Annotated in this window: 24 protein-coding genes and 2 tRNA genes; 18 read left to right on the forward strand and 8 right to left on the reverse strand. The window is 75.8% G+C overall.

The genetic code is table 11. The annotated features are described in order from the left end of the window. Positions 1–51: 51 nt before the first annotated feature. Both KIN34_RS16815 and KIN34_RS10160 read right to left on the reverse strand, forming a co-directional pair. Entirely contained in the window at positions 52–684 is a 633-nt protein-coding gene (locus tag KIN34_RS16815) for an Rv3235 family protein (RefSeq protein ID WP_237689083.1), read from the reverse strand. Next, positions 681–1,529, reverse strand: coding sequence for a LysM peptidoglycan-binding domain-containing protein (locus tag KIN34_RS10160; protein WP_214349959.1), 849 nt, complete (start codon positions 1,527–1,529; stop codon positions 681–683). The genes KIN34_RS16815 and KIN34_RS10160 overlap by 4 nt, the downstream gene beginning before the upstream one ends. A gap of 153 nt (positions 1,530–1,682) precedes the next feature. Here KIN34_RS10160 and KIN34_RS10165 point away from each other — a divergent pair, with 153 nt between their 5' ends. Beyond that, positions 1,683–2,210 carry a hypothetical protein gene (locus KIN34_RS10165; protein ID WP_214349962.1) on the forward strand — a complete coding sequence of 176 codons (528 nt, stop codon included), beginning with the start codon at positions 1,683–1,685 and terminating at the stop codon, positions 2,208–2,210. 40 nt (positions 2,211–2,250) lie between these two features. On the opposite strand, the gene KIN34_RS10170 is transcribed toward KIN34_RS10165, so the two are convergent. Continuing rightward, a complete protein-coding gene (locus tag KIN34_RS10170) occupies positions 2,251–2,472 on the reverse strand; it encodes a helix-turn-helix domain-containing protein (protein ID WP_214349966.1) in 222 nt (73 codons plus the stop codon). A gap of 150 nt (positions 2,473–2,622) precedes the next feature. Between KIN34_RS10170 and KIN34_RS10175 the strand changes: the two genes are divergently transcribed. The 5 genes from KIN34_RS10175 (at position 2,623) to KIN34_RS10195 (ending at position 5,590) form a co-directional block, all read left to right on the forward strand. After that, on the forward strand, positions 2,623–3,294 hold the full coding sequence (locus KIN34_RS10175; RefSeq protein ID WP_214349969.1) for a hypothetical protein: 672 nt from the start codon (positions 2,623–2,625) through the stop codon (positions 3,292–3,294). A gap of 1 nt (position 3,295) precedes the next feature. After that, positions 3,296–4,594 (forward strand): CpaE/TadZ family protein, encoded by a 1,299-nt coding sequence (locus tag KIN34_RS10180; protein WP_307858184.1) that lies wholly within the window; start codon positions 3,296–3,298, stop codon positions 4,592–4,594. A 102-nt stretch (positions 4,595–4,696) separates the two neighbouring features. Next, positions 4,697–5,176: a DUF6912 family protein gene (locus KIN34_RS10185; protein WP_214349972.1), complete on the forward strand. Its 480-nt coding sequence runs from the start codon at positions 4,697–4,699 to the stop codon at positions 5,174–5,176. Between the two features lie 174 nt (positions 5,177–5,350). Beyond that, a tRNA-Gln gene (locus KIN34_RS10190) sits at positions 5,351–5,422 on the forward strand. 95 nt (positions 5,423–5,517) lie between these two features. Then, a tRNA-Glu gene (locus tag KIN34_RS10195) sits at positions 5,518–5,590 on the forward strand. A gap of 219 nt (positions 5,591–5,809) precedes the next feature. Here the strand turns inward: KIN34_RS10195 and KIN34_RS10200 are convergent. Continuing rightward, positions 5,810–6,529, reverse strand: a complete 720-nt coding sequence (locus KIN34_RS10200; protein ID WP_214349975.1) for an IclR family transcriptional regulator — start codon at positions 6,527–6,529, stop codon at positions 5,810–5,812. A 118-nt stretch (positions 6,530–6,647) separates the two neighbouring features. Here KIN34_RS10200 and leuC point away from each other — a divergent pair, with 118 nt between their 5' ends. The 6 genes from leuC to KIN34_RS10230 all read left to right on the forward strand — a co-directional run bounded on the left by leuC (position 6,648) and on the right by KIN34_RS10230 (position 12,814). Next, positions 6,648–8,117, forward strand: coding sequence for a 3-isopropylmalate dehydratase large subunit (gene leuC, locus KIN34_RS10205; RefSeq protein WP_214349978.1), 1,470 nt, complete (start codon positions 6,648–6,650; stop codon positions 8,115–8,117). A 32-nt stretch (positions 8,118–8,149) separates the two neighbouring features. Beyond that, on the forward strand, positions 8,150–8,812 hold the full coding sequence (gene leuD / locus KIN34_RS10210; protein WP_214349981.1) for a 3-isopropylmalate dehydratase small subunit: 663 nt from the start codon (positions 8,150–8,152) through the stop codon (positions 8,810–8,812). Positions 8,813–8,956: 144 nt separating this feature from the next. Continuing rightward, positions 8,957–9,535 carry an HU family DNA-binding protein gene (locus KIN34_RS17495; protein ID WP_214349984.1) on the forward strand — a complete coding sequence of 193 codons (579 nt, stop codon included), beginning with the start codon at positions 8,957–8,959 and terminating at the stop codon, positions 9,533–9,535. Between the two features lie 128 nt (positions 9,536–9,663). Further along, positions 9,664–10,980: a UDP-N-acetylglucosamine 1-carboxyvinyltransferase gene (murA, locus tag KIN34_RS10220; RefSeq protein ID WP_214349987.1), complete on the forward strand. Its 1,317-nt coding sequence runs from the start codon at positions 9,664–9,666 to the stop codon at positions 10,978–10,980. A gap of 50 nt (positions 10,981–11,030) precedes the next feature. Then, the gene (locus KIN34_RS10225; protein WP_214349990.1) at positions 11,031–11,783 is read left to right on the forward strand and encodes a lysophospholipid acyltransferase family protein; all 753 of its coding nucleotides are present in this window, start codon (positions 11,031–11,033) and stop codon (positions 11,781–11,783) included. Next, positions 11,780–12,814: an NAD(P)H-dependent glycerol-3-phosphate dehydrogenase gene (locus KIN34_RS10230; protein ID WP_307858185.1), complete on the forward strand. Its 1,035-nt coding sequence runs from the start codon at positions 11,780–11,782 to the stop codon at positions 12,812–12,814. Before KIN34_RS10225 ends, KIN34_RS10230 begins: the two co-directional genes overlap by 4 nt. Positions 12,815–12,911: 97 nt before the next feature. On the opposite strand, the gene KIN34_RS10235 is transcribed toward KIN34_RS10230, so the two are convergent. Next, entirely contained in the window at positions 12,912–14,090 is a 1,179-nt protein-coding gene (locus KIN34_RS10235; protein ID WP_214349993.1) for a trans-sulfuration enzyme family protein, read from the reverse strand. A 41-nt stretch (positions 14,091–14,131) separates the two neighbouring features. On the opposite strand from KIN34_RS10235, the gene KIN34_RS10240 reads away from it, so the two are divergent. Further along, a complete protein-coding gene (locus tag KIN34_RS10240; RefSeq protein WP_214349996.1) occupies positions 14,132–15,280 on the forward strand; it encodes a D-alanine--D-alanine ligase family protein in 1,149 nt (382 codons plus the stop codon). Positions 15,281–15,286: 6 nt separating this feature from the next. Here KIN34_RS10240 and KIN34_RS10245 read toward each other — a convergent pair whose 3' ends face one another. Further along, a complete protein-coding gene (locus KIN34_RS10245; RefSeq protein WP_214350000.1) occupies positions 15,287–15,778 on the reverse strand; it encodes a DUF3515 family protein in 492 nt (163 codons plus the stop codon). An 83-nt stretch (positions 15,779–15,861) separates the two neighbouring features. On the opposite strand from KIN34_RS10245, the gene KIN34_RS10250 reads away from it, so the two are divergent. After that, complete coding sequence (locus KIN34_RS10250; protein ID WP_214350003.1) at positions 15,862–16,824, forward strand: thiamine-phosphate kinase; 963 nt, start codon at positions 15,862–15,864, stop codon at positions 16,822–16,824. 22 nt (positions 16,825–16,846) lie between these two features. Here KIN34_RS10250 and KIN34_RS10255 read toward each other — a convergent pair whose 3' ends face one another. Further along, positions 16,847–17,371, reverse strand: coding sequence for a GNAT family N-acetyltransferase (locus KIN34_RS10255; RefSeq protein ID WP_214350006.1), 525 nt, complete (start codon positions 17,369–17,371; stop codon positions 16,847–16,849). A 127-nt stretch (positions 17,372–17,498) separates the two neighbouring features. After that, positions 17,499–17,690 (reverse strand): 50S ribosomal protein L28, encoded by a 192-nt coding sequence (gene rpmB / locus KIN34_RS10260; RefSeq protein WP_019136706.1) that lies wholly within the window; start codon positions 17,688–17,690, stop codon positions 17,499–17,501. 337 nt (positions 17,691–18,027) lie between these two features. On the opposite strand from rpmB, the gene KIN34_RS10265 reads away from it, so the two are divergent. The 4 genes from KIN34_RS10265 to coaD all read left to right on the forward strand — a co-directional run bounded on the left by KIN34_RS10265 (position 18,028) and on the right by coaD (position 23,233). Beyond that, a complete protein-coding gene (locus tag KIN34_RS10265; protein ID WP_214350008.1) occupies positions 18,028–19,605 on the forward strand; it encodes a DAK2 domain-containing protein in 1,578 nt (525 codons plus the stop codon). A gap of 99 nt (positions 19,606–19,704) precedes the next feature. Next, positions 19,705–21,942, forward strand: coding sequence for an ATP-dependent DNA helicase RecG (locus tag KIN34_RS10270; RefSeq protein WP_214350010.1), 2,238 nt, complete (start codon positions 19,705–19,707; stop codon positions 21,940–21,942). Between the two features lie 165 nt (positions 21,943–22,107). Beyond that, positions 22,108–22,713: a 16S rRNA (guanine(966)-N(2))-methyltransferase RsmD gene (rsmD, locus tag KIN34_RS10275; RefSeq protein ID WP_214350012.1), complete on the forward strand. Its 606-nt coding sequence runs from the start codon at positions 22,108–22,110 to the stop codon at positions 22,711–22,713. A gap of 40 nt (positions 22,714–22,753) precedes the next feature. Next, positions 22,754–23,233: a pantetheine-phosphate adenylyltransferase gene (gene coaD / locus KIN34_RS10280; RefSeq protein ID WP_214350015.1), complete on the forward strand. Its 480-nt coding sequence runs from the start codon at positions 22,754–22,756 to the stop codon at positions 23,231–23,233. Positions 23,234–23,261 lie beyond the last annotated feature (28 nt).

Genomic DNA, 23,261 nt, shown 5'->3' on the forward strand with positions numbered 1-23,261 from the left:
CTCCGCCCACGCCGCCATCTCCGCCAGGGGCGTGCGGCGCCCCCGCCCGCGTCAGCCGATCTCCAGGGCGGTGACGCGCCACGTGCGGCGGTGCGACTCGAGCCGCAGCGCGACGGCCCGGACGCGACGCCCGTCGTCGACGACCGCGGACGCCTCGAGGACGTGCGGCTCGACCGGGCACAGCCGCAGGGAGCGCACGACCGCGGCCCGCCCGGAGGCACCGGGTCCGACCGCGCGGAGCGTCGCGCCGGCGCGGGCGCGCAGTGCCTCGTAGACGCCGGGCGCGAGCCATCGCGCGAGCTGGGCCACCGACCGGCGGCCCACCAGTGCCTCGACGCTGGCCAGCGCGAGGGCGTGCGTCACCGAGCGTGGGTCCTGCTCGGGGCGCTCGGTGTCCACGACGTCGGGATCGCCGAGCGTCTCCGCGTCGGCGGCACGGAGCACGGCGACACGGGAGCGCAGGCTGGGCGGGCGTCCGTCGGAGCGTCGACGTTCGGTGCCCTGCTCGGGACGCGCGGGCGCGTGCGGGACGCGCGGCGGGTGCAGGTCGCGCAGGGGACGGACCCGGGGGACCGCCGGTGCCGCACCCGGACCGGGGCGCGTCCGGCGCGCACCGAGGCCGTGCGCGAACGACTGCTCCAGCGCGGTGGGGTCGGCGCTCTCCGCGACCGTCAGCGCGGTCATCGGGTGGCCCGCGGGGCGACGAGCACCTGGCCGGCGCGGATGACGTCCGGGTCCGACCCGATCACCTCGCGGTTCGCCTCGTACCAGGCCGGCCACGCCGCGGCGACCTCCGCCGCGGTCGCGGAGCGCCCCAGCTCGCCCGCGGCGATCGTCCACAGCGAGTCGCCCGCCCGCACGACGACCGTGCGCTGCGCGTCCCGGGCGCCGGACCGGGGTGCGGTGCCGGTGCCGGACCGGTCCGACGCCGGGTCGGCACCGTGTGCCACGCGCTCGGCGGTGTCGCTGCCGTCCGCCTCCCGGTCGTCGCTCGCGTCGTCGTGCGTGCCGTCCTGGTGCGTGTCGTGCTCGTGCGTGCCGTCCTCGTGCCGCGTGTCGGGGCCCGGCGCCGTGACGGTCCAGGCGAGCGGCGGCGCGTCCCCCGCGGGCAGTCCTGTCGAGACCGCGACCGCGGCGGGGCGCTCCACGGAGGTCGCCGGTGCCGCGGTGGCGCCCGTGGCGGCGAGGCCGAGTGCGACGCCGGCGCCGACGGTGCCGGCGACGACCCGGCGGACCGCGTGCGGCGCCCAGCGCCGGACGGCGGCCTCGCCACCCCGCCAGCCGGTGCCGAGGACCCGCGCGGCGACGCAGACGGTGCCGAGAGCGCACGAGAGCGCCAACCACGCGCAGACGGCGGCGCCGAGACCGGCGACGGCCGAGACGACCACGTCGTCGACCTGGACGGCTCCGGCCGTCCGCCACGGCAGGACCGCGGCGAGGCCGAGAGCGGCGGCGCCGGCCGCCGCCGCCACGCCGCCGAGCAGCAGCCCACCGCCGGCGAGCTGCGCTCGCGATCTCCTTCGATCCATGTCGACCCCCTGAAGTTGCTGATGATGACGTTTGGTGCCGTGTGAGGGTGCTAGGTGTATCCGAGTCCGCGCGGGTTTGTCCAGCGGGGTCCGTCGCGGTCCGGCGGTGGACGACGCCCGCCGTGCCACCCGGGTGAGCCCTACGGTGAGCGGGTGCGCTGGGAGTCGTTGTTCGCGGACATGGAGTCGCAGCTCGTCGCGGCCCGCGCGCAGGAGCTGCGCGACGAGGTCGCCGAGCTCACGCGCGCGGAGCGGGCTCAGGTGGCGCTGACGGACCGCCTGCGGGCTGCCCGAGGGGACGGGCTACGCCTGCTGCTGCGCGACGGCCAGACGGTGGACGGGACGGCGCTCGAGGTGGCGCCGCAGTGGCTGCTGCTCGCGCCGGACGCGTTCCGGCGAGCGCTCGTGCCGACCGCGGCGATCGCCGGCGTGGTCGGGCTGGGCCCGCAGGCGGCTCCGCCGGCCGGGACGGTCGAGCGGAAGCTCTCGCTCGGTCACGCGCTGCGGGCGCTCGCGCGGGACCGGACGGTCGTGCGGGTCGACGCGCAGGGCGCGGTCGTCACCGGTCGCGTGGCGCGCGTGGGAGCGGACCACGTGGACGTGGCCCCGCAGGACGCCGCCGCGGGCGCGCAGGCCTGGACGCTCCCGTTCGGGACGCTGCTGGTGGTCCGGTCGAGCTGACGAGCCGGAGAGGCCCCTCGTCAGGCCGCGGTGAGCCGGGTCACTCGTCCTCGAACGTCGCGCCGCTCGCGATCCGCTCGCGGGTGCGCGCCTTCTGGCGCTCGACGTACGCGTCGAGGTCCTCGACCCCGACGCGCCAGATCTTGCGGCCCCCGAGCTGGAAGCCCTCGAGCTCACCGCTCGTCACCATCGAGCGGACCTGGCCGACGGAGACCCCGAGGACCTCGGCGACGTCGGCGAGCGACAGGTACTGCTGCGGCATGCCCGAAGTGTGGCACGCGGTGGCGCGGGTTCCCCGCTATCCACAATCCTGCTCCCGCCCGGTACGTCCGGTTCGCCCGGTAGGGCAGGATGCAGCGGTCGTCGCACGCCGCGGCGCTCCGACGGCACGAGGCACGACGAGGGGGATCCGGTGGACACGTCGACGCTCGACCTTCCCGCGCCCACGGCGGCGCGGCTGCGCCGACCGGGATGGCGCGACCCACGCCTGCTCGCGGGGGTCGCCATGGTGGCGGTCGCCGTGGCGCTCGGCGCCTGGGCGGTCCGCACCGCGCAGGCGACCGTCGGCGTCTACGCCGTCCGGGACACCGTCGTGCCCGGGCAGGCGGTCGGTGCCGACGACCTCCTCGTCGTCGAGGCGGGGCTCCCGGCAGCAGCTCTCGACGGGTACTTGTCCGCCGACCAGCCGCTGCCGGAGGACGTGGTGGTGCTGCGCACGGTGGGCGCCGGCGAGCTGCTGCCCCGGGCCGCGGTGGGGGACGCCGGGGACGTCGCGCTGCGACCGGTCGCGGTGCCCGTGCGGTCGGCGCCGTCCGACGAGGTGGTGCCGGGCGCGGTCGTCGACGTGTGGTTCACCCCGGCGCAGGACTCGCGGGCGGCGGACGAGGGTGCGGACACCGCGCCGCGGGTGCTCGCCGAGGCGGTCACCGTCGCCGAGGTGCAGCGGCCCGACGGGGCGTTCGCGGGCAGCGGAGCGAGCGTCGTGCACGTGCTGGTGCCCGCCGGGACCCTGCCGGACCTGCTCGCCGCGCTCTCGGCGGACGGCTCGCTCGACGCGGTGCCCGTGCCGGGCTCGGGAGCCTGACGTGGCGACGACGACCGGGGTGCTGTGCGCGGTGCGGGGCTCGGCCGAGGTGCTCGTCGTGCGGGCGCTGGACGACGACGGGGCGCTGCAGGTCACGCGCCGCTGCGCGGACCTCGCGGAGCTGCAGGCCGCGGCCGAGGCGGGCCTCGGCCGCGTCGCGGTCGTCTCGGCAGACCTGGACCTGCTGGACGTGACCGCGGTCGCGACGCTGCGGGCCGTCGGCGTGGTGGTCGTCGTGCTGCTCGACCCCGAGCGGTCGACCACGGCAGACCGCAGCCGCGTGGCGGCGGCGGACCTGCTGCTGGACGCGCCGGCGGACGAGGCCGGTGCGCGGGCCGTCGCCGAGCGGGTCGCGGGCATGACGACCGTCGCGCCCTCGGGGGCAGCCGCGCACGGCGCGATGCCGCCCGACCCGTGGGAGCCCGCACCGGAGCCGGTGCGGGACCGGGGGAGGGTCGTGGCGGTCTGGGGGCCCACGGGGGCGCCCGGACGGTCCATCGTGGCGCTGCAGCTCGCCGCGGAGGTCGCCGCACGCGGGGTCCCGTCACTGCTCGTGGACGCCGACACCTACGGCGGCTGCCAGGCGCAGCTGCTCGGGCTGCTGGACGAGGCCCCCGGGCTCGCGGCCGCGGCACGGGCGGCGGGGCAGGGCGCGCTGGACGTCGCGACGCTGGCGCGGTTCGCGCCCTTCGTCGCGCCGGACCTGCGCCTGCTGTCCGGCATCGCCCGGGCCGACCGGTGGCCCGAGCTCCCCGGCCCCGCGCTCGACGTGGTGTGGCAGGTCGCGCGCTCGCTCGCGGCCGTGACGGTCGTGGACTGCGGCTTCTGCGTCGAGCAGGACGAGGTGCTGAGCTACGACACCCGGGCCCCGCGCCGCAACGGTGCCACGCTCGGTGCCCTGGCGACGGCGGACGAGGTGGTCGTCGTCGGTGCGGCCGACCCGGTCGGCGTGCACCGGCTGGTGCGTGCGCTCACCGACCTCGCCGAGCTCGGCGTGGACGCACCGCGCCGTGTGGTCGTGAACCGGGTCCGGGCGTCCGTCGCGGGGCCGAACCCGGGGCGGGCCGTCGCACGCGCGCTCGAGCGGTACGCGGGCGTGACCGACGCGGTGCTCGTGCCGGAGGACCCGGCCAGCCTGGACGCCGCGCTGCTCGAGGCGCGGACGCTGCGCGAGATCGCGCCGGGCTCGCCGGTGCGCCGTGCGCTCGAGCCGTTGGTCGCGCACGTGGCCGACGCGGGACGGCGCGGGGGTGCGACGGCGGCCTCACCGGCGCTGCAGACCGCGGGTGCCCGTCGATGACCAGCCGGGCCGGGCGCGAGCTCTCGAGCCGCCTGCCACGTCCGCCGGGCCCGTCGTGCGTCGTGCACGGCGCCGCCGGGCCGCGGCGGGCACACTGACCGCATGCGCACGTACCTCCCGGCCACCCTGGACGAGCTCGACGGGTCCACCGACCTGGCGCCGCGCCGCGGCTACGCGGTGACGGCCGCCCTGCGTGCCGCGCTGCCCGACGAGGACGAGGAGGGCTGGGAGTTCGCCGCACACCTCGCGGCCGCCGACGACAGCCTGGTGCTGCTCGCGCGCCGACCCGACGCGCCCGCCCTGCGCCTGGTGGTCACCGCGGACCTCGACGACGCCGCGGTCAGGGTCCTGGACGTGCCGCCGCCGGGCGCGGACGCGGGGGACGTCGGCACCCCCGGCGAGGTCGAGGTCACGGCACCGGTCGCGTGGTCGCGCGTGGCCTGCGTGCACGTCGACGAGCCGGCGACCGCGTCCGACGTGCGGGCGGCGCTCGCCGGCGACGACGCCGCGGTCGAGCGGCTCGAGGAGGCCGACCTCCTCTGGTACGACGTCTCGGAGCTCAGGGACATCCCGCGCGCCTGAGTCGTCGGCGGCCGCGGTCGCGCCCGGTGGGTGACGTCCGTCTCCCGCGCCGGGTTTGGTCGAGCGGTGGCGACCGGGTATCGTTCTCGCCCGGTACGACGTCCGGAAACGGTCGCTCGGCGGGCCCTCCGGGACCTGTCGTGACGGCTTCCGGGACCGGAGGTCATACCCCCATGGGGTATGGTGTAATTGGCAGCACGACTGATTCTGGTTCAGTTAGTCTAGGTTCGAGTCCTGGTACCCCAGCGCGAGCACCGCTGACCCGCACGTCCGGAGCACTCCGGAGGATCGGGTAGAGTGTTCACTCGTCCGCGAGACCTCCGGGTCCCGCAGGCTGATAGGCCCCCGTTGTGTAGCGGCCTAGCACGCCGCCCTCTCACGGCGGTAGCGCCGGTTCGAATCCGGTCGGGGGTACGTCAGAAGGCCCGGTCACCACGGTGACCGGGCCTTCGTCGTTCCCGGCGGACTGCGCACCCGGCGGACATGCGCACGCGCCGACGACGGACCTCCGGACGACGGTGCATCCGTCGACGAGGCCCGGCCGCCTCGTGGCGGCCGGGCCTCGTCGGGGTCGTCGCGGTCGGGCGGGACCGCAGATGTCGGCCGACCGGCGATGTCGGTCGACGGGGGGCGTCAGTCGGCGGTGCGGCGGAGCACCTCGGTCAGGCGGTTGGCGGCCGACACCACGGCGGACGCGTGCAGGCGGCCGGGCTGGCGCGTCAGACGCTCGAGCGGCCCCGACACGGACACGGCGGCCACGACGCGTCCCGAGGGCCCGCGGACCGGCGCGGACACGGAGGCCACGCCGACCTCGCGCTCGGAGACCGACTGCGCCCAGCCGCGGCGCCGCACGCCGGACAGGATAGTCGCGGTGAACTTCGCGCCCTGCAGACCGCGGTGCAGGCGGTCCGGCTCCTCCCAGGCCAGGAGGATCTGCGCGGCTGAGCCCGCCTGCATGGTCAGCGTCGCGCCGACCGGGATGGAGTCGCGCAGGCCGATCGGCCGCTCGGCCGCGGCGACGCAGATGCGCTGGTCGCCCTGCCGGCGGTAGAGCTGCGCGCTCTCGCCCGTGTGGTCCCGCACCGCGCCCAGGACCGGGCCGGCGGCGGCGAGCAGGCGGTCCTCGCCCGCGGCGGTCGCCAGCTCCGAGAGGCGCGGGCCGAGGACGAACCGCCCCTGCATGTCGCGTGCCACGAGGCGGTGGTGCTCGAGCGCGACCGCGAGTCGGTGGGCGGTCGGGCGAGCAAGATGGGTGGCGGTGACGAGCTGGGCGAGGGTGGCCGGCCCGGCCTCGAGAGCGCTGAGAACGGATGCGGCCTTGTCCAGGACGCCGACTCCGCTAGAGTTGTCCATAGGCCGATATTGGCGTCTCGCAGGCTGAGATGCAAGTACCGACACCGAAGACAGCCCCGATTGGCCCAAGAACCGGGACCACCCCCACCCGGGCGAGAGCAGAACAGGACCGCAGCACATGGCCGGCACGTTGGCGGAGAAGGTCTGGGACGCGCACGTCGTGCGCCGTGGCACGGACGGAGCTCCCGACCTCCTCTACATCGACCTCCACCTCGTCCACGAGGTCACCAGCCCCCAGGCGTTCGAGGGCCTGCGCCTCGCCGGGCGGCCGGTCCGCCGGCCGGACCTGACGCTCGCGACCGAGGACCACAACACCCCGACGCTCGACATCGACCGTCCCATCGCGGACACGACGAGCCGGACGCAGATCGAGACGCTGCGCAACAACGCCGCGGAGTTCGGCGTGCGCATCCACTCGCTCGGCGACGCGGACCAGGGCATCGTGCACCAGGTCGGCCCGCAGCTCGGGCTCACGCAGCCCGGCCTGACGGTGGTCTGCGGCGACTCGCACACCTCGACGCACGGTGCGTTCGGCGCGCTCGCGTTCGGCATCGGCACGTCCGAGGTCGAGCACGTCCTGGCCACGCAGACGCTGCCGCTCGCCCCGTTCAAGACCATGGCGATCACCGTGAACGGCCAGCTGCCCGCGGGCGCGACGAGCAAGGACATCATCCTGGCGATCATCGCGAAGATCGGCACCGGCGGCGGCCAGGGCTACGTGCTCGAGTACCGCGGCGAGGCCATCCGGGCGCTGTCGATGGAAGCGCGCATGACGATCTGCAACATGTCGATCGAGGCCGGCGCTCGCGCGGGCATGATCGCGCCCGACGAGACCACGTTCGCGTACCTCCAGGGCCGGCCGCACGCGCCCGAGGGCGCGGACTGGGACGCGGCGGTGGAGTACTGGCGCACCCTGCGGTCCGACGACGACGCGCAGTTCGACGTCGAGGTGGTGCTCGAGGCCGCCGACCTCGAGCCGTTCGTCACGTGGGGCACCAACCCCGGCCAGGGCCTGCCGCTGTCGGCGAACGTGCCGGTGCCGGAGCAGATCGCCGACGCCAACGAGCGCGTCGCGGCCGAGCGGGCGATCGAGTACATGGGCCTGACGCCCGGTCAGCCGCTGCGCGAGATCAAGGTCGACACCGTCTTCATCGGCTCGTGCACCAACGGCCGCATCGAGGACCTGCGCTCGGTCGCGAAGGTGGTGCGCGGCAAGAAGAAGGCCGACGACGTGCGCGTGCTCGTCGTGCCGGCGTCCGCGCGCGTCCGCCTGCAGGCGGAGGCCGAGGGGCTGGACCAGATCTTCCTCGACTTCGGCGCCGAGTGGCGCAACGCCGGGTGCTCGATGTGCCTGGGCATGAACCCCGACCAGCTCGCGCCCGGCGAGCGCTCGGCCTCCACGTCGAACCGCAACTTCGAGGGGCGCCAGGGCAAGGGCGGCCGCACGCACCTGGTCTCGCCGCTGGTCGCCGCCGCGACGGCGATCCGCGGCACCCTCTCGTCGTACGGCGACCTGGCGACGGGCGAGCCCGCGCCGGACGGCACGCCGCTGACGGGCGCGCCCGCCGACCGGCTCCAGACGGTCTGACCGGACGACGAGAGACGAGAGAAGGCAGACCCATGGAGAAGTTCACCCAGCACACCGGCGTCGGCGTCCCGCTGCGTCGCAGCAACGTCGACACCGACCAGATCATCCCGGCCGTCTACCTCAAGCGCGTGACGCGCACGGGGTTCGAGGACGCGTTGTTCGCCGCGTGGCGCGGCGACCCGGAGTTCGTGCTCAACCAGGAGGCCTACTCCGCGGGCTCGGTGCTGGTCGCCGGTCCCGACTTCGGCACCGGCTCCTCGCGCGAGCACGCCGTCTGGGCGCTCAAGGACTACGGCTTCAAGGTCGTGCTCTCGGCGCGGTTCGCCGACATCTTCCGCGGCAACTCCGGCAAGCAGGGCCTGCTGGCCGCCCAGGTCGCGCAGGAGGACATCGAGCTCATCTGGAAGATCCTCGAGACCCGGCCGGGCACCGAGGTGACGGTCGACCTCGAGGCGCGCACGGCCACGTGCGACGACGTCGTGGTGCCGTTCCAGGTCGACGACTACACGCGCTGGCGCCTGATGGAGGGGCTGGACGACATCGGCCTGACCCTCCAGCACGTCGACGAGATCCAGGCCTTCGAGGACCGGCGCGAGCCGTGGCGGCCCGCCACGCTCCCGGCCAAGCACCTGCCGCCGGTGGAGATCAAGGCCGCGCGCCCCGTCGAGGTCGAGCTGGGTCGTCGTCCCGCCTGACGCGCACGACGAGCGCGACGCGCCCGGCGCGGACGTCACCGACGTCCGGGCCGGGCGCGCGTGCGTCCGGCGAGGTGCGCGCTACGGTGGGCCGGGGACCGCGCGGGTACGTCCGACGAGACGCGCGGGCCAGGGGAGGCGGACGTGGCAGGCAAGACGCAGCTGATCGACCGGATCGTCGCCAGGGGGAGCAGCCGTGCTGCCGCGAGCGCGGCGGTCGACGCCGTGCTGGCCGAGGTGACGGCCCTCCTGGCTGAGGGCGAGCGCGTCACCTTGACGGGGTTCGGCTCGTTCGACCCGGTCGAGCGGGCGGCCCGCACGGCGCGCAACCCGCGCACGGGGGCCTCGGTCGAGGTCGCTGCCGCGCGCGTGGTGCGGTTCCACCCCGGTGCGGCCCTGCGGACGGCGGTCGGCGGGGGGCCCGTGCCCTCGGCAGGGCCGGTGACCGAGGTCGTCCCCGTCGAGCGGACGAGCGGGAGCCGGCGGGTCGCGACCGCGGCGAGCGCCGGCAGGACGGACGGCACGAAGGCCGCCCAGGAGCTCGCGGAGCAGGCGGGCAAGACGGCCCGGAAGACGTCCGACGCGAAGACCGCGAAGAAGCCTGACAAGAAGTCTGAGAAGAAGGCTGACAAGAAGGTCGGCAAGAACTCGGACAAGAAGGCCGGCAAGAAGTCTGACAAGAAGTCCGGCAAGAAGTCGGGCAAGCACTCCGGCAAGAAGTAGTCATCCGCCCGTCACGCGGCGGCCGCGAGGTCGGCGTGCGGCGGGTGGTCTGTGAAGGTGTCGTGCGGAGGCGCGGGCAGGTGCGCGCGCCGGCACGCCAGGTCCCGGTGGTAGGCGAGGATGGGCGCGTGAACGATCTGCTGTACGTCAACGGTGGCACCCCGCTGCAGGGCGACATCACCGTCCGCGGAGCCAAGAACTTCGTCTCGAAGGCCATGGTCGCCGCGCTGCTGGGAGAGACGCCCAGCGTGCTGCGCAACGTCCCGCAGATCCGGGACGTCGCGGTGGTGACCGGCCTGCTCGAGCTGCACGGCGTGCGGGTCGACGCGGACGCCGCGGCCGGCACGCTGCACCTGGACCCGACGGACGTCGAGACCGCGCACGTCGCGGACATCGACGCGCACGCGGGCTCGAGCCGGATCCCGATCCTGTTCTGCGGCCCGCTGCTGCACCGGCTGGGGGAGGCGTTCATCCCCGACCTGGGCGGCTGCCGGATCGGCGACCGGCCGATCAACTACCACCTCGACATCCTGCGCCAGTTCGGCGCGGTCGTGGACAAGCGGCCACAGGGCATCTACCTCAGCGCGCCCAAGCGCCTGCAGGGCACCAAGATCGCGCTGCCGTACCCGAGCGTCGGGGCGACCGAGCAGCTGCTGCTGACGGCGGTCCGCGCGGACGGGATCACCGAGCTCGCGAACGCGGCGATCGAGCCCGAGATCATGGACCTCATCAACGTCCTGCAGAAGATGGGCGCGATCATCTCGGTCGACACGGACCGCGTGATCCGCATCGAGGGCGTCGAGCGGCTCGAGGGCTACCAGCACACCGCGCTCTCGGACCGGATCGAGGCCGCGTCCTGGGCCTCGGCGGCGCTCGCGACGGGCGGCGACATCTACGTCCGCGGCGCGACGCAGCCGGAGATGACGACGTTCCTCAACACGTTCCGCAAGGTCGGCGGCGAGTTCGTCGTCGACGACGCGGGCATCCGGTTCTTCCACCCCGGTGGCGACCTGCGCTCGATCCAGCTCGAGACGGACGTGCACCCGGGCTTCATGACCGACTGGCAGCAGCCCCTCGTCGTCGCGCTGACGCAGGCCAAGGGCCTGTCGATCGTCCACGAGACCGTGTACGAGAACCGGTTCGGCTTCGTCGACGCGCTCGTCGGCATGGGCGCCACCATCCAGGTCTACAAGGAGTGCCTGGGCGGACGGCCCTGCCGGTTCGGTCAGCGCAACTTCTACCACTCGGCCGTGATCAGCGGACCGACGCCCCTGTCGGCCGCCGACATCGAGGTACCGGACCTGCGCGGCGGGTTCAGCCACCTCATCGCGGCGCTCACCGCGAAGGGCACGTCCCAGGTGCGCGGGATCAGCCTCATCGACCGGGGCTACGAGCACTTCATGGACAAGCTGGACGCGCTCGGCGCCGAGTTCTCGCGCGACTGACCCGCGGCGGCCGGGCCGCCGCGGTGACGGCAACGGGTAGCCTGCTCGTCGTGCGTTCCCCTGCCCGCTCCAACCGTGCCTACCGCAACGTCGCGCGCATCGTGCGGCCGCTGCTGATGGCGTCCACGCGCCCGGACTGGCACGGCGTCGAGCACCTGCCGACCGACCGGGGCTACCTGGTCGCGTCGAACCACATGACCAACGTGGACCCGCTGACGTTCGCGCACTTCCTGTGGGACAACGGCGTCGCGCCCAAGATCCTGGCGAAGGCGTCGCTGTTCAAGGTGCCCGTCGTCGGCGCGGTGCTGCGCGCGACGGGTCAGATCCCCGTCTACCGGAACACGGCGGCCGCGGGGGAGTCCCTGCACGCGGCGGTCGAGGCGATCGGCAGCGGCGACGTGGTCGCGGTCTTCCCCGAGGGCACGCTGACGCGGGACCCCGACCTGTGGCCGATGGTCGGCAAGACGGGCGTCGCCCGGCTCGCGCTGACCACGCGCGCACCGGTGGTCCCGGTCGCCCAGTGGGGGCCGCAGGACCTCCTGGGTCGCTACCAGAAGCTCCTCAAGCCGATCCCGCGCAAGAGGGTCACGGTCGTCGCCGGCCCGCCGGTGGTGCTGGACGACCTGTACGACCGCCCGCACGACACGGCGACGCTGCGCGAGGCGACCGAGCGCGTGATGGACGCGATCACCGCGCTCCTCGAGGGCGTGCGCGGCGAGGTCGCGCCGGCGCAGCGGTTCGACATGCGCAAGCCCGTGCCGCGCGCCGACGGCGGCCCCGCCGCCGAGCCGGAGCTGCCGTGACGGCCGCACCGGCCGACGCGTCCGGGCTGCGCGCCACCGTCCTGGGGACGGGCAGCTGGGGCACCACCTTCGCCGCGGTGCTCGCCGACGCCGGCTGCGACGTCACCGTGTGGGGGCGCAGCGAGGCGGTGGTGCGCCAGATCCGGGACCAGCACCGCAACGAGGCCTACCTGCCCGGCATCGACCTGCCGCGGGGCGTCACCGCGACCACCGACCTGGGTGCCGCCGTCGCCGACGCGCGCCTGGTCGCGGTCGCCGTGCCCTCGCAGGTCGCCCGCGCCACGCTCGCGCCGCTCGCCGGGTCCCTGCGGTCGGACGCCGTGGCGGTCTCGCTCATGAAGGGCGTCGAGCTCGGGACGGACCGCCGCATGAGCGAGGTGGTCGCCGCCGCGCTGGGGCTGCCCGACGAGCGCGTGGCGGTGGTCTCCGGACCGAACCTCGCCCGGGAGATCGCGCGCCGCCAGCCGACCGCGACGGTCGTCGCGTCGACGTCCGACGAGACCGCGCGGCTGGTGGCCGGCGCCATCGCCTCGTCGTACTTCCGTCCGTACACGAACCCCGACGTCGTCGGCGTGGAGCTGTGCGGCGCGGTGAAGAACGTCATCGCGCTCGCGGTCGGGATCTCGCAGGGTCGCGGCCTCGGGTACAACACCATGGCGACGGTCATCACGCGCGGGCTCGTCGAGATCACGCGGCTCGGGCTCGCGCTCGGTGCGGCGCCGGAGACGTTCCCCGGGCTCGCGGGCATGGGCGACCTCATGGCGACGTGCGCGTCGCCGGACTCGCGGAACCACACGCTCGGCGGGCACATCGGCCGCGGCATGGGGCTCGACGAGGCGATCGCCGCCACCGGGGGCACCGCGGAGGCCGTGAAGTCGTGCCGACCGGTGCTCGAGCTCGCCCAGCGGCTCGACGTCGAGATGCCGATCACGGAGGCCGTGGTCAAGGTGCTCTACGAGGGGCTGCCCGTGGACCAGCTCGCCCCGATGCTGCTCGCGCGGCCGCACCGTGCGGAGGCCGTGCGCCGCTGAGGACGCCGCCGACCGGACGGGCCACGGCCGGACTGGCCACGGCCGGACTGGCCACGGCCGGACGGGCCACGGCCGGACCGCCGACGTGGCGCGTCCCTCAGACGAGCGTGCCCAGCGCCTGGTCCAGGTCGCGCCAGAGGTCCTCGACGTCCTCGATGCCGACGCTCATCCGCAGCAGGTCGTCTGGCACCGTGACGGACTCGGTGGCGAACCGGCGACGACGCTCCAGGCTCGACTCCACCCCGCCCAGGCTCGTCGCCGGCACCCACAGCCGCAGCGCGGCGACCAGCGCGTCGGCCGCGGCCGCGCCGCCGACCGGGCGCAGGCCGATGATCGCGCCGTAGCCGTCCATGAGGCGCGTCGCGCGCTCGTGCCCCGGGTCCTGCGGCAGGCCGGGGTGCCGCACGGAGGCGACGGCGGGGTGGGCGGCCAGTCGGCGCGCGAGCTCGAGCGCGGTGGCCTGGGCCCGCTCGACCCGCAGCGCGAGCGTGCGCAGCCCGCGCAGCGCGAGCCACACCTCGAACGGCCCGGCGACCGAGCCGTGCGTCGTGCGGTACGTGAGCAGCCGGGCGTGCAGCTCGGGGTCGCGGGTGAGCGCGGCGCCGAGGACGACGTCGCTGTGGCCGGCGAGGTACTTGGTCACGGAGTGCACCACGACGTCGGCACCGTGCTCGAGCGGGCGCTGCACCAGGGGGGTGGCGAACGTGTTGTCGACGCCGACGAGCGCGCCGGCCTCGTGCGCGCCCGCGACGAGGGCCGGCAGGTCGGCGACCTCGAGCATCGGGTTGGTCGGTGACTCGACCCACAGGAGGTCGGCGGCCCCGCGGTCGGCGGCCCCGCGGACGGCTGCCCCGCGGACGGCTGCGAGCACCGCCTCGGTGTCGTCGACGTCCACCAGGTCGACGGTGACCCCGCTGCGCTGCGCGAGGTCGCGCGCGTACCCGATCGTCACCTGGTAGCAGTGCCGCGGGAGCACGAGCCGGCCGCCGGGCGGCACCAGCGAGAGCGCGCTCGCGATGGCCGCCATGCCGGACCCGTGCACCAGGGCGGGCAGGGGCGTGCCCTCGAGCGCGGCGAGCGCCTCCTCGAACGGGTGCCACGTCTCGGTCGACATCCGCGCGTACAGCAGCTCGTCCGGGCCGGGGACGCCCTGCGACACGTAGGTCGAGGACAGGACGACCGGGGGGTTCACGGGTGCGCCCTGGGCCCGCTGCGGACGGCCGGCGGAGACGACGAGCGTGGCGGGGCTCAGCCCCGCGGTGGAGGGGTCGGTCACGGCGTCAGGCTACGCGTCCCGGCCGGGTAGGGTCGTCCCCGATGAACGCCGAGCTCCCCTCCGCCCTCGCTGCCGCCGACGCTCGTCGGCCCCGTGTGATGGTCCTGTTCGGGGGCCGCTCCGGCGAGCACGCGATCAGCTGCGCGACCGCCGGGGGAGTCCTCCGCGCGCTCGACCGCGAGCGGTACGACGTGCTGGCGGTCGGCATCACGCCGACCGGCCGCTGGGTGCTGGCCGACGAGGACCCGGACCGGTGGGCGATCACGCCCGGACGGCTCCCGCAGGTCGAGGACGCCGCCGCCCGCGTGCAGCTCCCACAGGACTCGACCGACCGCGAGGTCCACCTGGTCGAGCGCAGCGCGGTGCCGCGGCCGCTCGGCGAGGTCGACGTCGTCTTCCCGCTGCTGCACGGCCCGTTCGGCGAGGACGGCACCCTGCAGGGGATGCTCGAGCTCGCCGACGTCCGGTACGTCGGCGCGGGCGTCCTGGCGTCCGCCGTGGGCATGGACAAGCACATGATGAAGCTGGTGCTGGCGGGCCACGGCCTGCCGGTGGGCCCCTTCGTCGTCGTCCCGCCGGGCGCGTACCAGCGGGACCCGCAGGCGGTGACGGCTCAGGTCGAGGCGCTCGGTCTGCCGCTGTTCGTCAAGCCCGCGCGCGCCGGCTCGAGCCTGGGCATCACCCGGGTCGACGACCTCGCCGACCTGCCCGCCGCGCTCGCCGCGGCCCAGGAGCACGACCCCAAGGTCGTCGTCGAGGCGGGCATCGTGGGGCGGGAGATCGAGTGCGGCGTGATCGGCGGACGCGCCGGTGCCCGCGCGCGGGCGTCGCTGCCGGGCGAGATCGTCGTCGACCACGGCAAGCACGCGTTCTACGACTTCGAGGCGAAGTACCTGGACGAGGCGAGCGTCGAGCTCGCGTGCCCCGCGGACCTCTCCCCGGAGGTCACGCGTCGCGTGCAGGAGATCGCGGTGCAGACGTTCGAGGCCGTCGGGGGCGAGGGGCTCGCGCGCGTCGACGTCTTCGTGACGCCCGACGAGCAGGTCGTGGTGAACGAGATCAACACCATGCCCGGGTTCACGCCGTACTCGATGTACCCGCGCATGTGGCAGGCGTCCGGCCTGCCGTACCCCGAGCTCGTCGACGAGCTGGTGCAGCTCGCGCTCGAGCGCCCCACCGGCCTGCGCTGACGCGGGCTACAGGCAGCCGCGCTCGCGCTCGGTGTGCTGCAGCGCGGGGCCGAGCGCGTCGAGGAACGACGTGGGGTGCGTGCGCGCCACCTCGGCCGGTACCGCGAGCTCGACCGCGGGGACGCGGCCGTAGGTGGTGAACGTCCAGTCGGACGCGGCCTCGTCGTCGGGGTCGCTCGCCACGACGACCCAGTCCACCGACGTGCCGTCAGCCGCCTCGACGGTCTCGCACCGGTCCGTCGTCGGGCCCAGCGGCTCGACGCCGCAGCGCAGGACCACGGACCCGGCCTCGTCGCCCCAGGCCGTGGTCGCCTGCGCGTCGGTGTCCTGCCGGGTCAGGCCGTCCGCGAGCTCGTCCGGGGTTGCGAGCACGACCTCGGCGCACACGGGGTCGGTCCCGTACGGGGCTGCCGTCGTGGCGACGGTCGAGGCGCACGCCGCGAGCGGGAGGACCGCCGCGCCCGCGACGAGGGCGGCGGACGGACGGCGCAGGATCACCGGACCACCGTAACCACCGTCGCGGGTGCCGCGGCGCGCGGACGGTCACCGCGGCGTGTGAGATGCGGCGCTAGCGTGACCGGGTGCGAGTCGCGGACCTGACGGAGGAGCAGCTGCTCGGCCGGATCGTGCCCCTGCTGCCGGCCGGGTCCGCCACGCTCGTCGGGCCCGGCGACGACGCGGCCGTGGTGTCGGCGGCGGACGGACGGTTCGTCGTCACCACCGACGTGCTGGTCGAGGACCGGCACTTCCGCCGCGCGTGGTCGACCGGCGAGGACGTCGGGGCCCGCGCGGCCGTGCAGAACCTGGCGGACGTCGCCGCGATGGGCGCGGTGCCGACGAGCCTGGTGGTCACCCTCGCGGTCCCGGGCGACCTGGCCGTGAGCTGGGTCGAGGGGCTCGCGCGCGGGCTCGCGCTCGCGTGCGCCCCGTGGGACGTCGGCGTGGTGGGTGGTGACCTCTCGGGCGGGCCTGTCGTCGTGGTCGGCGTGACGGCGCACGGCGACCTCGAGGGGCGCGCGCCGGTGCTGCGGTCCGGCGCCCGCCCGGGTGACGTCCTGGCGCACGCGGGGGTGCTGGGCGCGTCCGCGGCCGGGCTCGCGCTGCTCTCGGCGGACCTCGTCGGACCGGGCGACGAGGCCGCGATCCGGGCGTACCTGCGGCCCGGGTCGCCGCTCGCGGGCGGACCGGCCGCCGCCCGCGCGGGTGCCCACGCGATGCTGGACGTGTCCGACGGACTGCTGCGGGACGCGGGACGGATGGCCGCCGCCAGCGGGGTCCGCCTCGACGTGCGGTCCGACGCCCTCGAGGGTGACGTGCGCGGCGTGGCCGACGCCGCCGCCCGCGCCGGCGTCGACCCGCTCGACTGGGTGCTGGGCGGGGGCGAGGACCACGGCCTGCTGGCCGCCTTCCCGCAGGGTGCGGCTCTGCCCGCGCCGTTCCGGGCGATCGGCACGGTGCACGCGGCCGACGACGAGAGCGCGCGCGTGACCGTCGACGGTGCGCCGCCGCACGTCCGTGCCGGCTGGGACCACTTCGCGGGCTGAGACCGGCGCGCGGCGGCGCGGGTCAGCCGCGGCGGAAGCGGACCTCGAGCAGCTCCTCGCCACCCACCCGCTCGTACCGCTCGACGCCGTCCGGCTGGAAGCCGTGGCGTCGGTAGAAGTGCCGTGCTCGCTCGTTGGCCGCCAGGACCCAGAGGGTGAGCGTGGTCTGCTCGCCGGCCTCGTTGATCAGCGTGCGCATGATCTCCCGGGCGACGCCGTGGCCCCAGGCGCCGGGCTCGAGGTAGATCGAGTACACCTCGAGGTCGCCGCGCGCCGCGTCCTCGTCGCGGCTCGGGCCCAGGGACGCGAAGCCCAGCGTCCGCGTGCCGTCCTGGGCGATCCAGGTGCGGATCTCGTCGTCCTCCGCGTCCCGCAGGTGCTGCTCCCAGCGCTGCGTCCAGTCGGCGGCGTCGAGGGAGGCGAGGTAGTCGCCGGCGACGATGCCCGCGTACGCCTCCTGCCACGAGCGCACGTGCACCGTGGCGATGGCGGCCGCGTCGCCGGGACCGGCGGCTCGGATCGTCAGCTCCTCGATCTGCTCAGCCATGGGGTCACCCTGCCACATGCCCACGACGACGCAAGGCCCGCGAGGTGAATCCTCGCGGGCCTTGCGGTGATGCTGTGGTGCAGGTGCTCGGCGGCCGGTGGTACCGGCGACCAGCGGGTGCGGCGGCTCAGACGGCGCGCTGGACCTTGCCGGCCTTGAGGCACGAGGTGCACACGTTGAGGCGCTTGGGCGTCCCGGCGACGACCGCGCGCACGCGCTGGATGTTCGGGTTCCAGCGACGCTTCGTGCGGACGTGCGAGTGCGAGATGCTGTGCCCGAAGCTCGGGCCCTTGGCGCAGACGTCGCAGGTGGCGGCCACGGTCTTCTCCTGTTGCTCTGGCGGGTGGTACATGGGCAGCCGCGAAGGATCGCGGCCGGAGTCTGGGGTGGGAGCCGCTGCGTCACGGAGTCGTGCCACAGGCTGCCCGGGCGTGCCCGAACCTGTCGGGCAACCGGTCAAGACTAGCCCATGCCCGGCGGGCGTCCCAAATGTGGGTGGCGTCGGGCAGGGTGAGGTGCGTCGCGTCGAGGATGTGGACGGGCACGACGGGCACGACGGGCACGGCGGGCACGGCGGGCACGGTGGGCACAGCGGGACGGGCACAGCCGGACGAGCGACCGGCACGGGTGACGACGGCGGCGGACGGGAGGCGCGGGTGACGGACCGGGGAGAGCTGCGCGCCGCGCAGGTCGCCGCGTGGGCGCGCTCGGCGAGCACCGCGCTGGCCGACGCCCGCGGCGGCATCGACGCCGTGAACGTGTTCCCCGTGGCCGACGCCGACACGGGCACCAACGCGTGGCTCACCGTGCAGGGCGGTGCGCTCGCGGTGGAGCAGCTCGGCGGCGGCTCCGACGGCGCGGACGCCCGTGAGCTCCTCGCCACGTTCGCGCGCGGGGCGATGGTGGCGGCGCGCGGGAACTCCGGCGTCATCCTCAGCCAGTGGCTCGCGGGGTTCGCACGCCGAGCGGTCGGCCCGGCCGGGACGCCGGAGCCCGCGGCCGGGCTGGTGGCCGCGGCCCGGGCGGCGCGCTCGGCCCTGGGTGACCCGCAGGAGGGCACGGTCCTGACGCTCGCGGACGAGGTCGCCGACGCGGCCACCCTCGCGGCCGACGCAGGCGCCTCGCCCGCGGCGGTGGTGACGCAGGCCGCGGCGGCGGGACACCAGGCGCTGGCTCGCATCTCCGCGCAGCACCCCGTCCTGCGCCTCGCGCACGTCCCCGACGCGGGTGCGTGCGCGCTGCTCGTCGTCGTCGACGCGCTCGCGGCCTCCCTCGCGGGGACACCGGTCCGCGCACCCTCGTCGTGGCTGCCCCGGCGGGAGGTCGCCGCGGGGGACGAGCGCTCGGCCGACCGGACCCCGGGCGGAGCGGCCGGCGACGAGGTGCCGTGCGGCGCCGGCTCGCACGGTCCGGCGCCGGCCGCCGGCGGGGCGTACGAGGTCATGCTCGTCGTGCACGGCACCCCGCCGGGCCCGGAGGTCGGCGACGCGCTGCGCAGCGCGCTCGGTCGGATCGGCGACTCGGTCGCGGTCGTCGGTGCGGACGGGTGGTGGCACGCCCACGTGCACACCGACGAGCCCGCGCGTGCGGTCGAGGCGTGCGCGGTGGGCCGGCGCGAGCAGGTCGTCGTCCGCCGCCTGGACATCGTGGACGTGCTCGGCTCCGGCGCGCCGGTGCCCGGGTGGGGACTCGTGGTGGTGACGGCCTCGCCGGGGCTCGCCGCCTGGTACGCGACGGCGGGGGCGGTCGTCGTGGTGCGCTGCGGCGAGGAGCCCGTCACCGCGGCGCACGTGCGCCGCGCGGTCGAGGACACGGGGGCCGCCGACGTCCTGCTGGTGCCGGGCGGCGCCGTGGCGGGCGTCGAGCTCGAGGAGCTGCTCGACGACCCAGGGCTGGAGGTGCTGGGTGCCGACGACGAGGCGCGGGCCCTCGTGGCCACCCTCGCGTTCGCGACCGGCGAGGCGGCGGGCGTGCACGCGGCGGCGCTCGCGACCGCCCGCGTCCGCGTCGCGGCGCTGCCCGTCCCGGAGGTGGCCCGGCTGCGGGCGACGGTCGAGGCACTGGTCGCCGGGTCGGAGCCGGCGGAGAGCCTCACGGTCGTCGTCCCGGAGGTGGAGGACGACGAGCGTGCGGCGGTCGACGCGCGGGCGCACGAGGTGGCGCGCGCGCTCGGTCTCGAGGCGACCGTCGTCGTGGGGGCCGCCGGACCGGTCATGCTGGTGGCGGTCGACTGACTGGACGGTGGCCGGACGGTGGCCGGACAGTCGCCGGACGGTGGCCGGACAGAAGGCCGCGGGCGGCGGGCCGGAGGAACGGACGAGGAGGAGGTACGTGTGCGGTACGCGGACGGCGCGGCGCCGGTGAGGACGACGCTCGACGAGCCGGTCGCCACGGTCGCGGGACGGCTGGCGCCCAAGTTCGAGGCGCTCGGCATCCGTACCGCCGGCGACCTCCTGCGCTACTACCCACGCCGCTACGCGGACCCGAGCCGCCTCACGGACATCGCGGGCCTCGTGGTCGACGAGAAGGCGTCGGTCGTCGCCGAGGTCCGGTCGGCCTCGGGCGTGATTCGGTCGCCGTCCTCGGGGAAGCTGCGCGTCGAGGCGCAGGTCACCGACGGGACGTCCGTGCTGCACCTCGCGTTCTTCGCGCAGCGCACGTCGATGGCCAAGGGCTTCGAGCACCAGCTGCGGCCCGGGCGGCGCGGTCTGTTCACCGGCAAGGTCGGCTGGTTCAAGGGCCGCGCGCAGCTCGCCAACCCCGAGATGGTGTGGTTCGACGACGACGACCCGGACGCCGCGCTCGACAAGGCGGCCCGCCCGCTGCCCGTCTACCCGGCGAGCGCCGCGCTGGACAGCGCCAAGATCGCGTCGACGGTCGAGGTCGTCCTCGGCCCCCTGCGCACGGGAGACGTCCCGGACCCGGTGCCCGCGGACGTCCGCGCGGCGCGGGAGCTGGGCGACCTGGTCGACGCGTTGCGGCGGGTGCACCGGCCGCAGGACGAGCGTGACTGGCGCGTGGCGCGGCACCGGCTGCGGTACGAGGAGGCGTTCGTCCTGCAGGCCGAGCTCGCCCGACGGCGCGCGCGTGCGGCCGGCCAGCCCGCCGTGGCCCGGCCCCGGGTCCCGGGCGGCCTCCTGGACGCGTTCGACGAGCGACTGCCGTTCACGCTCACGGCGGGGCAGCGGGAGGTGGGCGACCAGCTCGCCGACGAGCTCGCGCAGCCGGTGCCGATGCAGCGGCTCCTGCAGGGCGAGGTCGGCTCGGGCAAGACCGTGGTCGCGCTGCGGGCCATGCTGCAGGTCGTCGACGCCGGGGGCCAGGCCGCGCTCCTGGCGCCGACCGAGGTGCTCGCCGCCCAGCACGCACGGTCCTTGCGCGCGCTGCTGGGCGACCTCGCCGAGGGCGGGCTGCTGGGTGGGGCGGACGTCGGGACGCAGGTCTGCCTGCTCACCGGCTCCGTCACGGGTGCCGCGCGGCGGCAGGCGTTGCTGGACGCGGCCTCCGGCGCGGCGGGCATCGTGGTCGGCACGCACGCGCTGCTCGAGAAGACGGTGCAGTTCGCCGAGCTCGGGCTCGTCGTGGTCGACGAGCAGCACCGCTTCGGCGTCGAGCAGCGTGACGCGCTGCGCGCCAAGGCCGCCGCGCAGCCGCACCTGCTCGCCATGACCGCGACGCCGATCCCGCGCACGGTCGCGATGACGGTGTTCGGCGACCTCGAGACGTCGGTGCTGAGCGAGCTGCCTGCGGGCCGGGCGGGCATCACCTCGTTCGTCGTGCCGGCCGACCGACCGGCCTGGATGGCGCGGACGTGGGGGCGGGTGCGGGAGGAGGTCGCCCGCGGCGGCCGGGCGTACGTCGTCTGCCCGCGGATCACGGGCGACGACAGCGACGGCGCGGACCTGCTCGCGCAGGAGGCCGCGACGCTCGCGGACGCCGGCGAGGCGCCGCGCCGGCCGCCGCGCGCCGTCCTCGAGGTGGCCGACGAGCTGCGCGCCCACCCCGACCTCGCCGGCCTCGAGGTCGGCGTGCTGCACGGCAGGATGGCGCCCGAGGACAAGGACCGTGCGCTCGCGGACTTCGCGTCGGGGACGGTCCCGGTGCTGGTGTCCACGACGGTCGTCGAGGTCGGGGTCGACGTGCCGGACGCGACCGTGATGGTGATCCTCGACGCCGACCTGTTCGGCGTGTCGCAGCTGCACCAGCTCCGGGGGAGGGTCGGCCGCGGCACCGCACCCGGGGTCTGCCTGCTGGTCTCCGGCGCTCGGCCGGGCAGCCCGGCCGACGAGCGGCTGCAGCACGTGGCCGGGACCCTCGACGGGTTCGAGCTCGCAGCCTTCGACCTCGAGCAGCGACGCGAGGGCGACGTGCTCGGGGCGTCGCAGTCGGGCGGGTCGTCCTCGCTGCGGCTGCTGCGCGTGACGCGGGACGGCGAGCTCATCGAGCAGGCCCGGGCGGACGCGCGCGCCGTGGTCGAGGGGGACCCGGAGCTCGCCGCGCACCCCGAACTGGCCGCCGCGATCGAGCAGCTGCTGGCCGGCGACCGCGAGGAGTTCCTCGACCGTGCCTGACGCCGTGCTCGCCCACGGCGCGCGTGCCGCCCGCCGTGGGCCAGGCTGTGCCCGGGGCGTCGGCGGAGCCGTGGGACGCGCCAGGAGGGTCGAGCGGGACCGGGCAGGGCGCCGGGCCGCTCGTCGACGGGACACGGCGGTTCGACAGGACGGGGAGGACAGGACGTGACTCGCATCGTCGCGGGGTCGGTGGGCGGTCGGGTGCTGCAGGTCCCGCGGTCGGGCACGCGTCCGACGAGCGAGCGCGTGCGGGAGGCGCTGTTCTCCCGCCTCGAGCACCTGGGCGTCGTCGCCGACGCACGTGTGCTCGACCTGTTCGCCGGCTCGGGTGCGCTCGGGCTCGAGGCCGTCAGCCGCGGCGCCCGGGACGTGACGCTCGTCGAGGCCGCGCGGGCCGCCGCGGACGTGTGCCGCCGTAACGCGACCGCGCTCGGCCTCGCCGACCGCGTCGTCGTCGTGGCGGACCGCGCGGAGCGCTTCGTCGACCGGCCCGGGGGACGCCCTGACGAGCCCGGGCAGCCCGGGCGCGCCTGGGACCTCGTGCTCGTCGACCCGCCGTACGACCTGGCGGAGGACGCGCTCGGCGCCGTCCTGGCGGGCCTGGTGCCCGCGCTCGCACCGGACGCTGTCGTGGTCGTGGAGCGGTCGACGCGCGCGGCCGAGCCGGTGTGGCCGGAGGGCCTCGCGCGCTTCGACCACCGGAGCTACGGCGAGACCGCGGTGTGGTTCGCGGAGCCGACTGCCGAGCCGGCTGCCGAGGACGTCCCGTGACCCGGCCGCCGACCGCGCACGGGCTGGCTAGGGTGGGCCGGTGAGCGTCGCCGTCTGCCCTGGATCGTTCGACCCGCTGACCCTCGGGCACGTCGACGTCGTGCGCCGCGCCCGCTCGATGTTCGACGAGGTGGTCGTCGGGGTGGCGCGCAACTCCGGCAAGTCGCCGCTGCTCGCGGCCGAGCAGCGCGTCGCGCTCGCGCGCGGGGTCTTCGCGCAGGACGCCGGGATCCGCGTCGAGGTGGTGCCCGGGCTGCTCGCCGACTTCGTGCGGCAGGTCGGGGCGAGCGCGGTCGTCAAGGGTCTGCGCGGCGGTGCGGACTTCGACGGCGAGCTGCCGATGGCGCTGATGAACCGGCACCTGACCGGGGTGGAGTCGGTGTTCGTCGTGGGCGACCCGGCGCTGGCGCACGTCGCGTCGTCCCTGGTCAAGGACGTCGCCCGGTACGGCGGCTCGATCGACGACCTGGTCCCGGGCGGGGTCGCCGACGCGGTCCGGTCGGCGCTGGCGGCGTCGTGACAGGTGCGCGTGCGAGGCTGGGACGGCC

This window comes from Cellulomonas fulva, from assembly GCF_018531375.1.
Classification (GTDB): Bacteria; Actinomycetota; Actinomycetes; order Actinomycetales; family Cellulomonadaceae; genus Cellulomonas; species Cellulomonas fulva.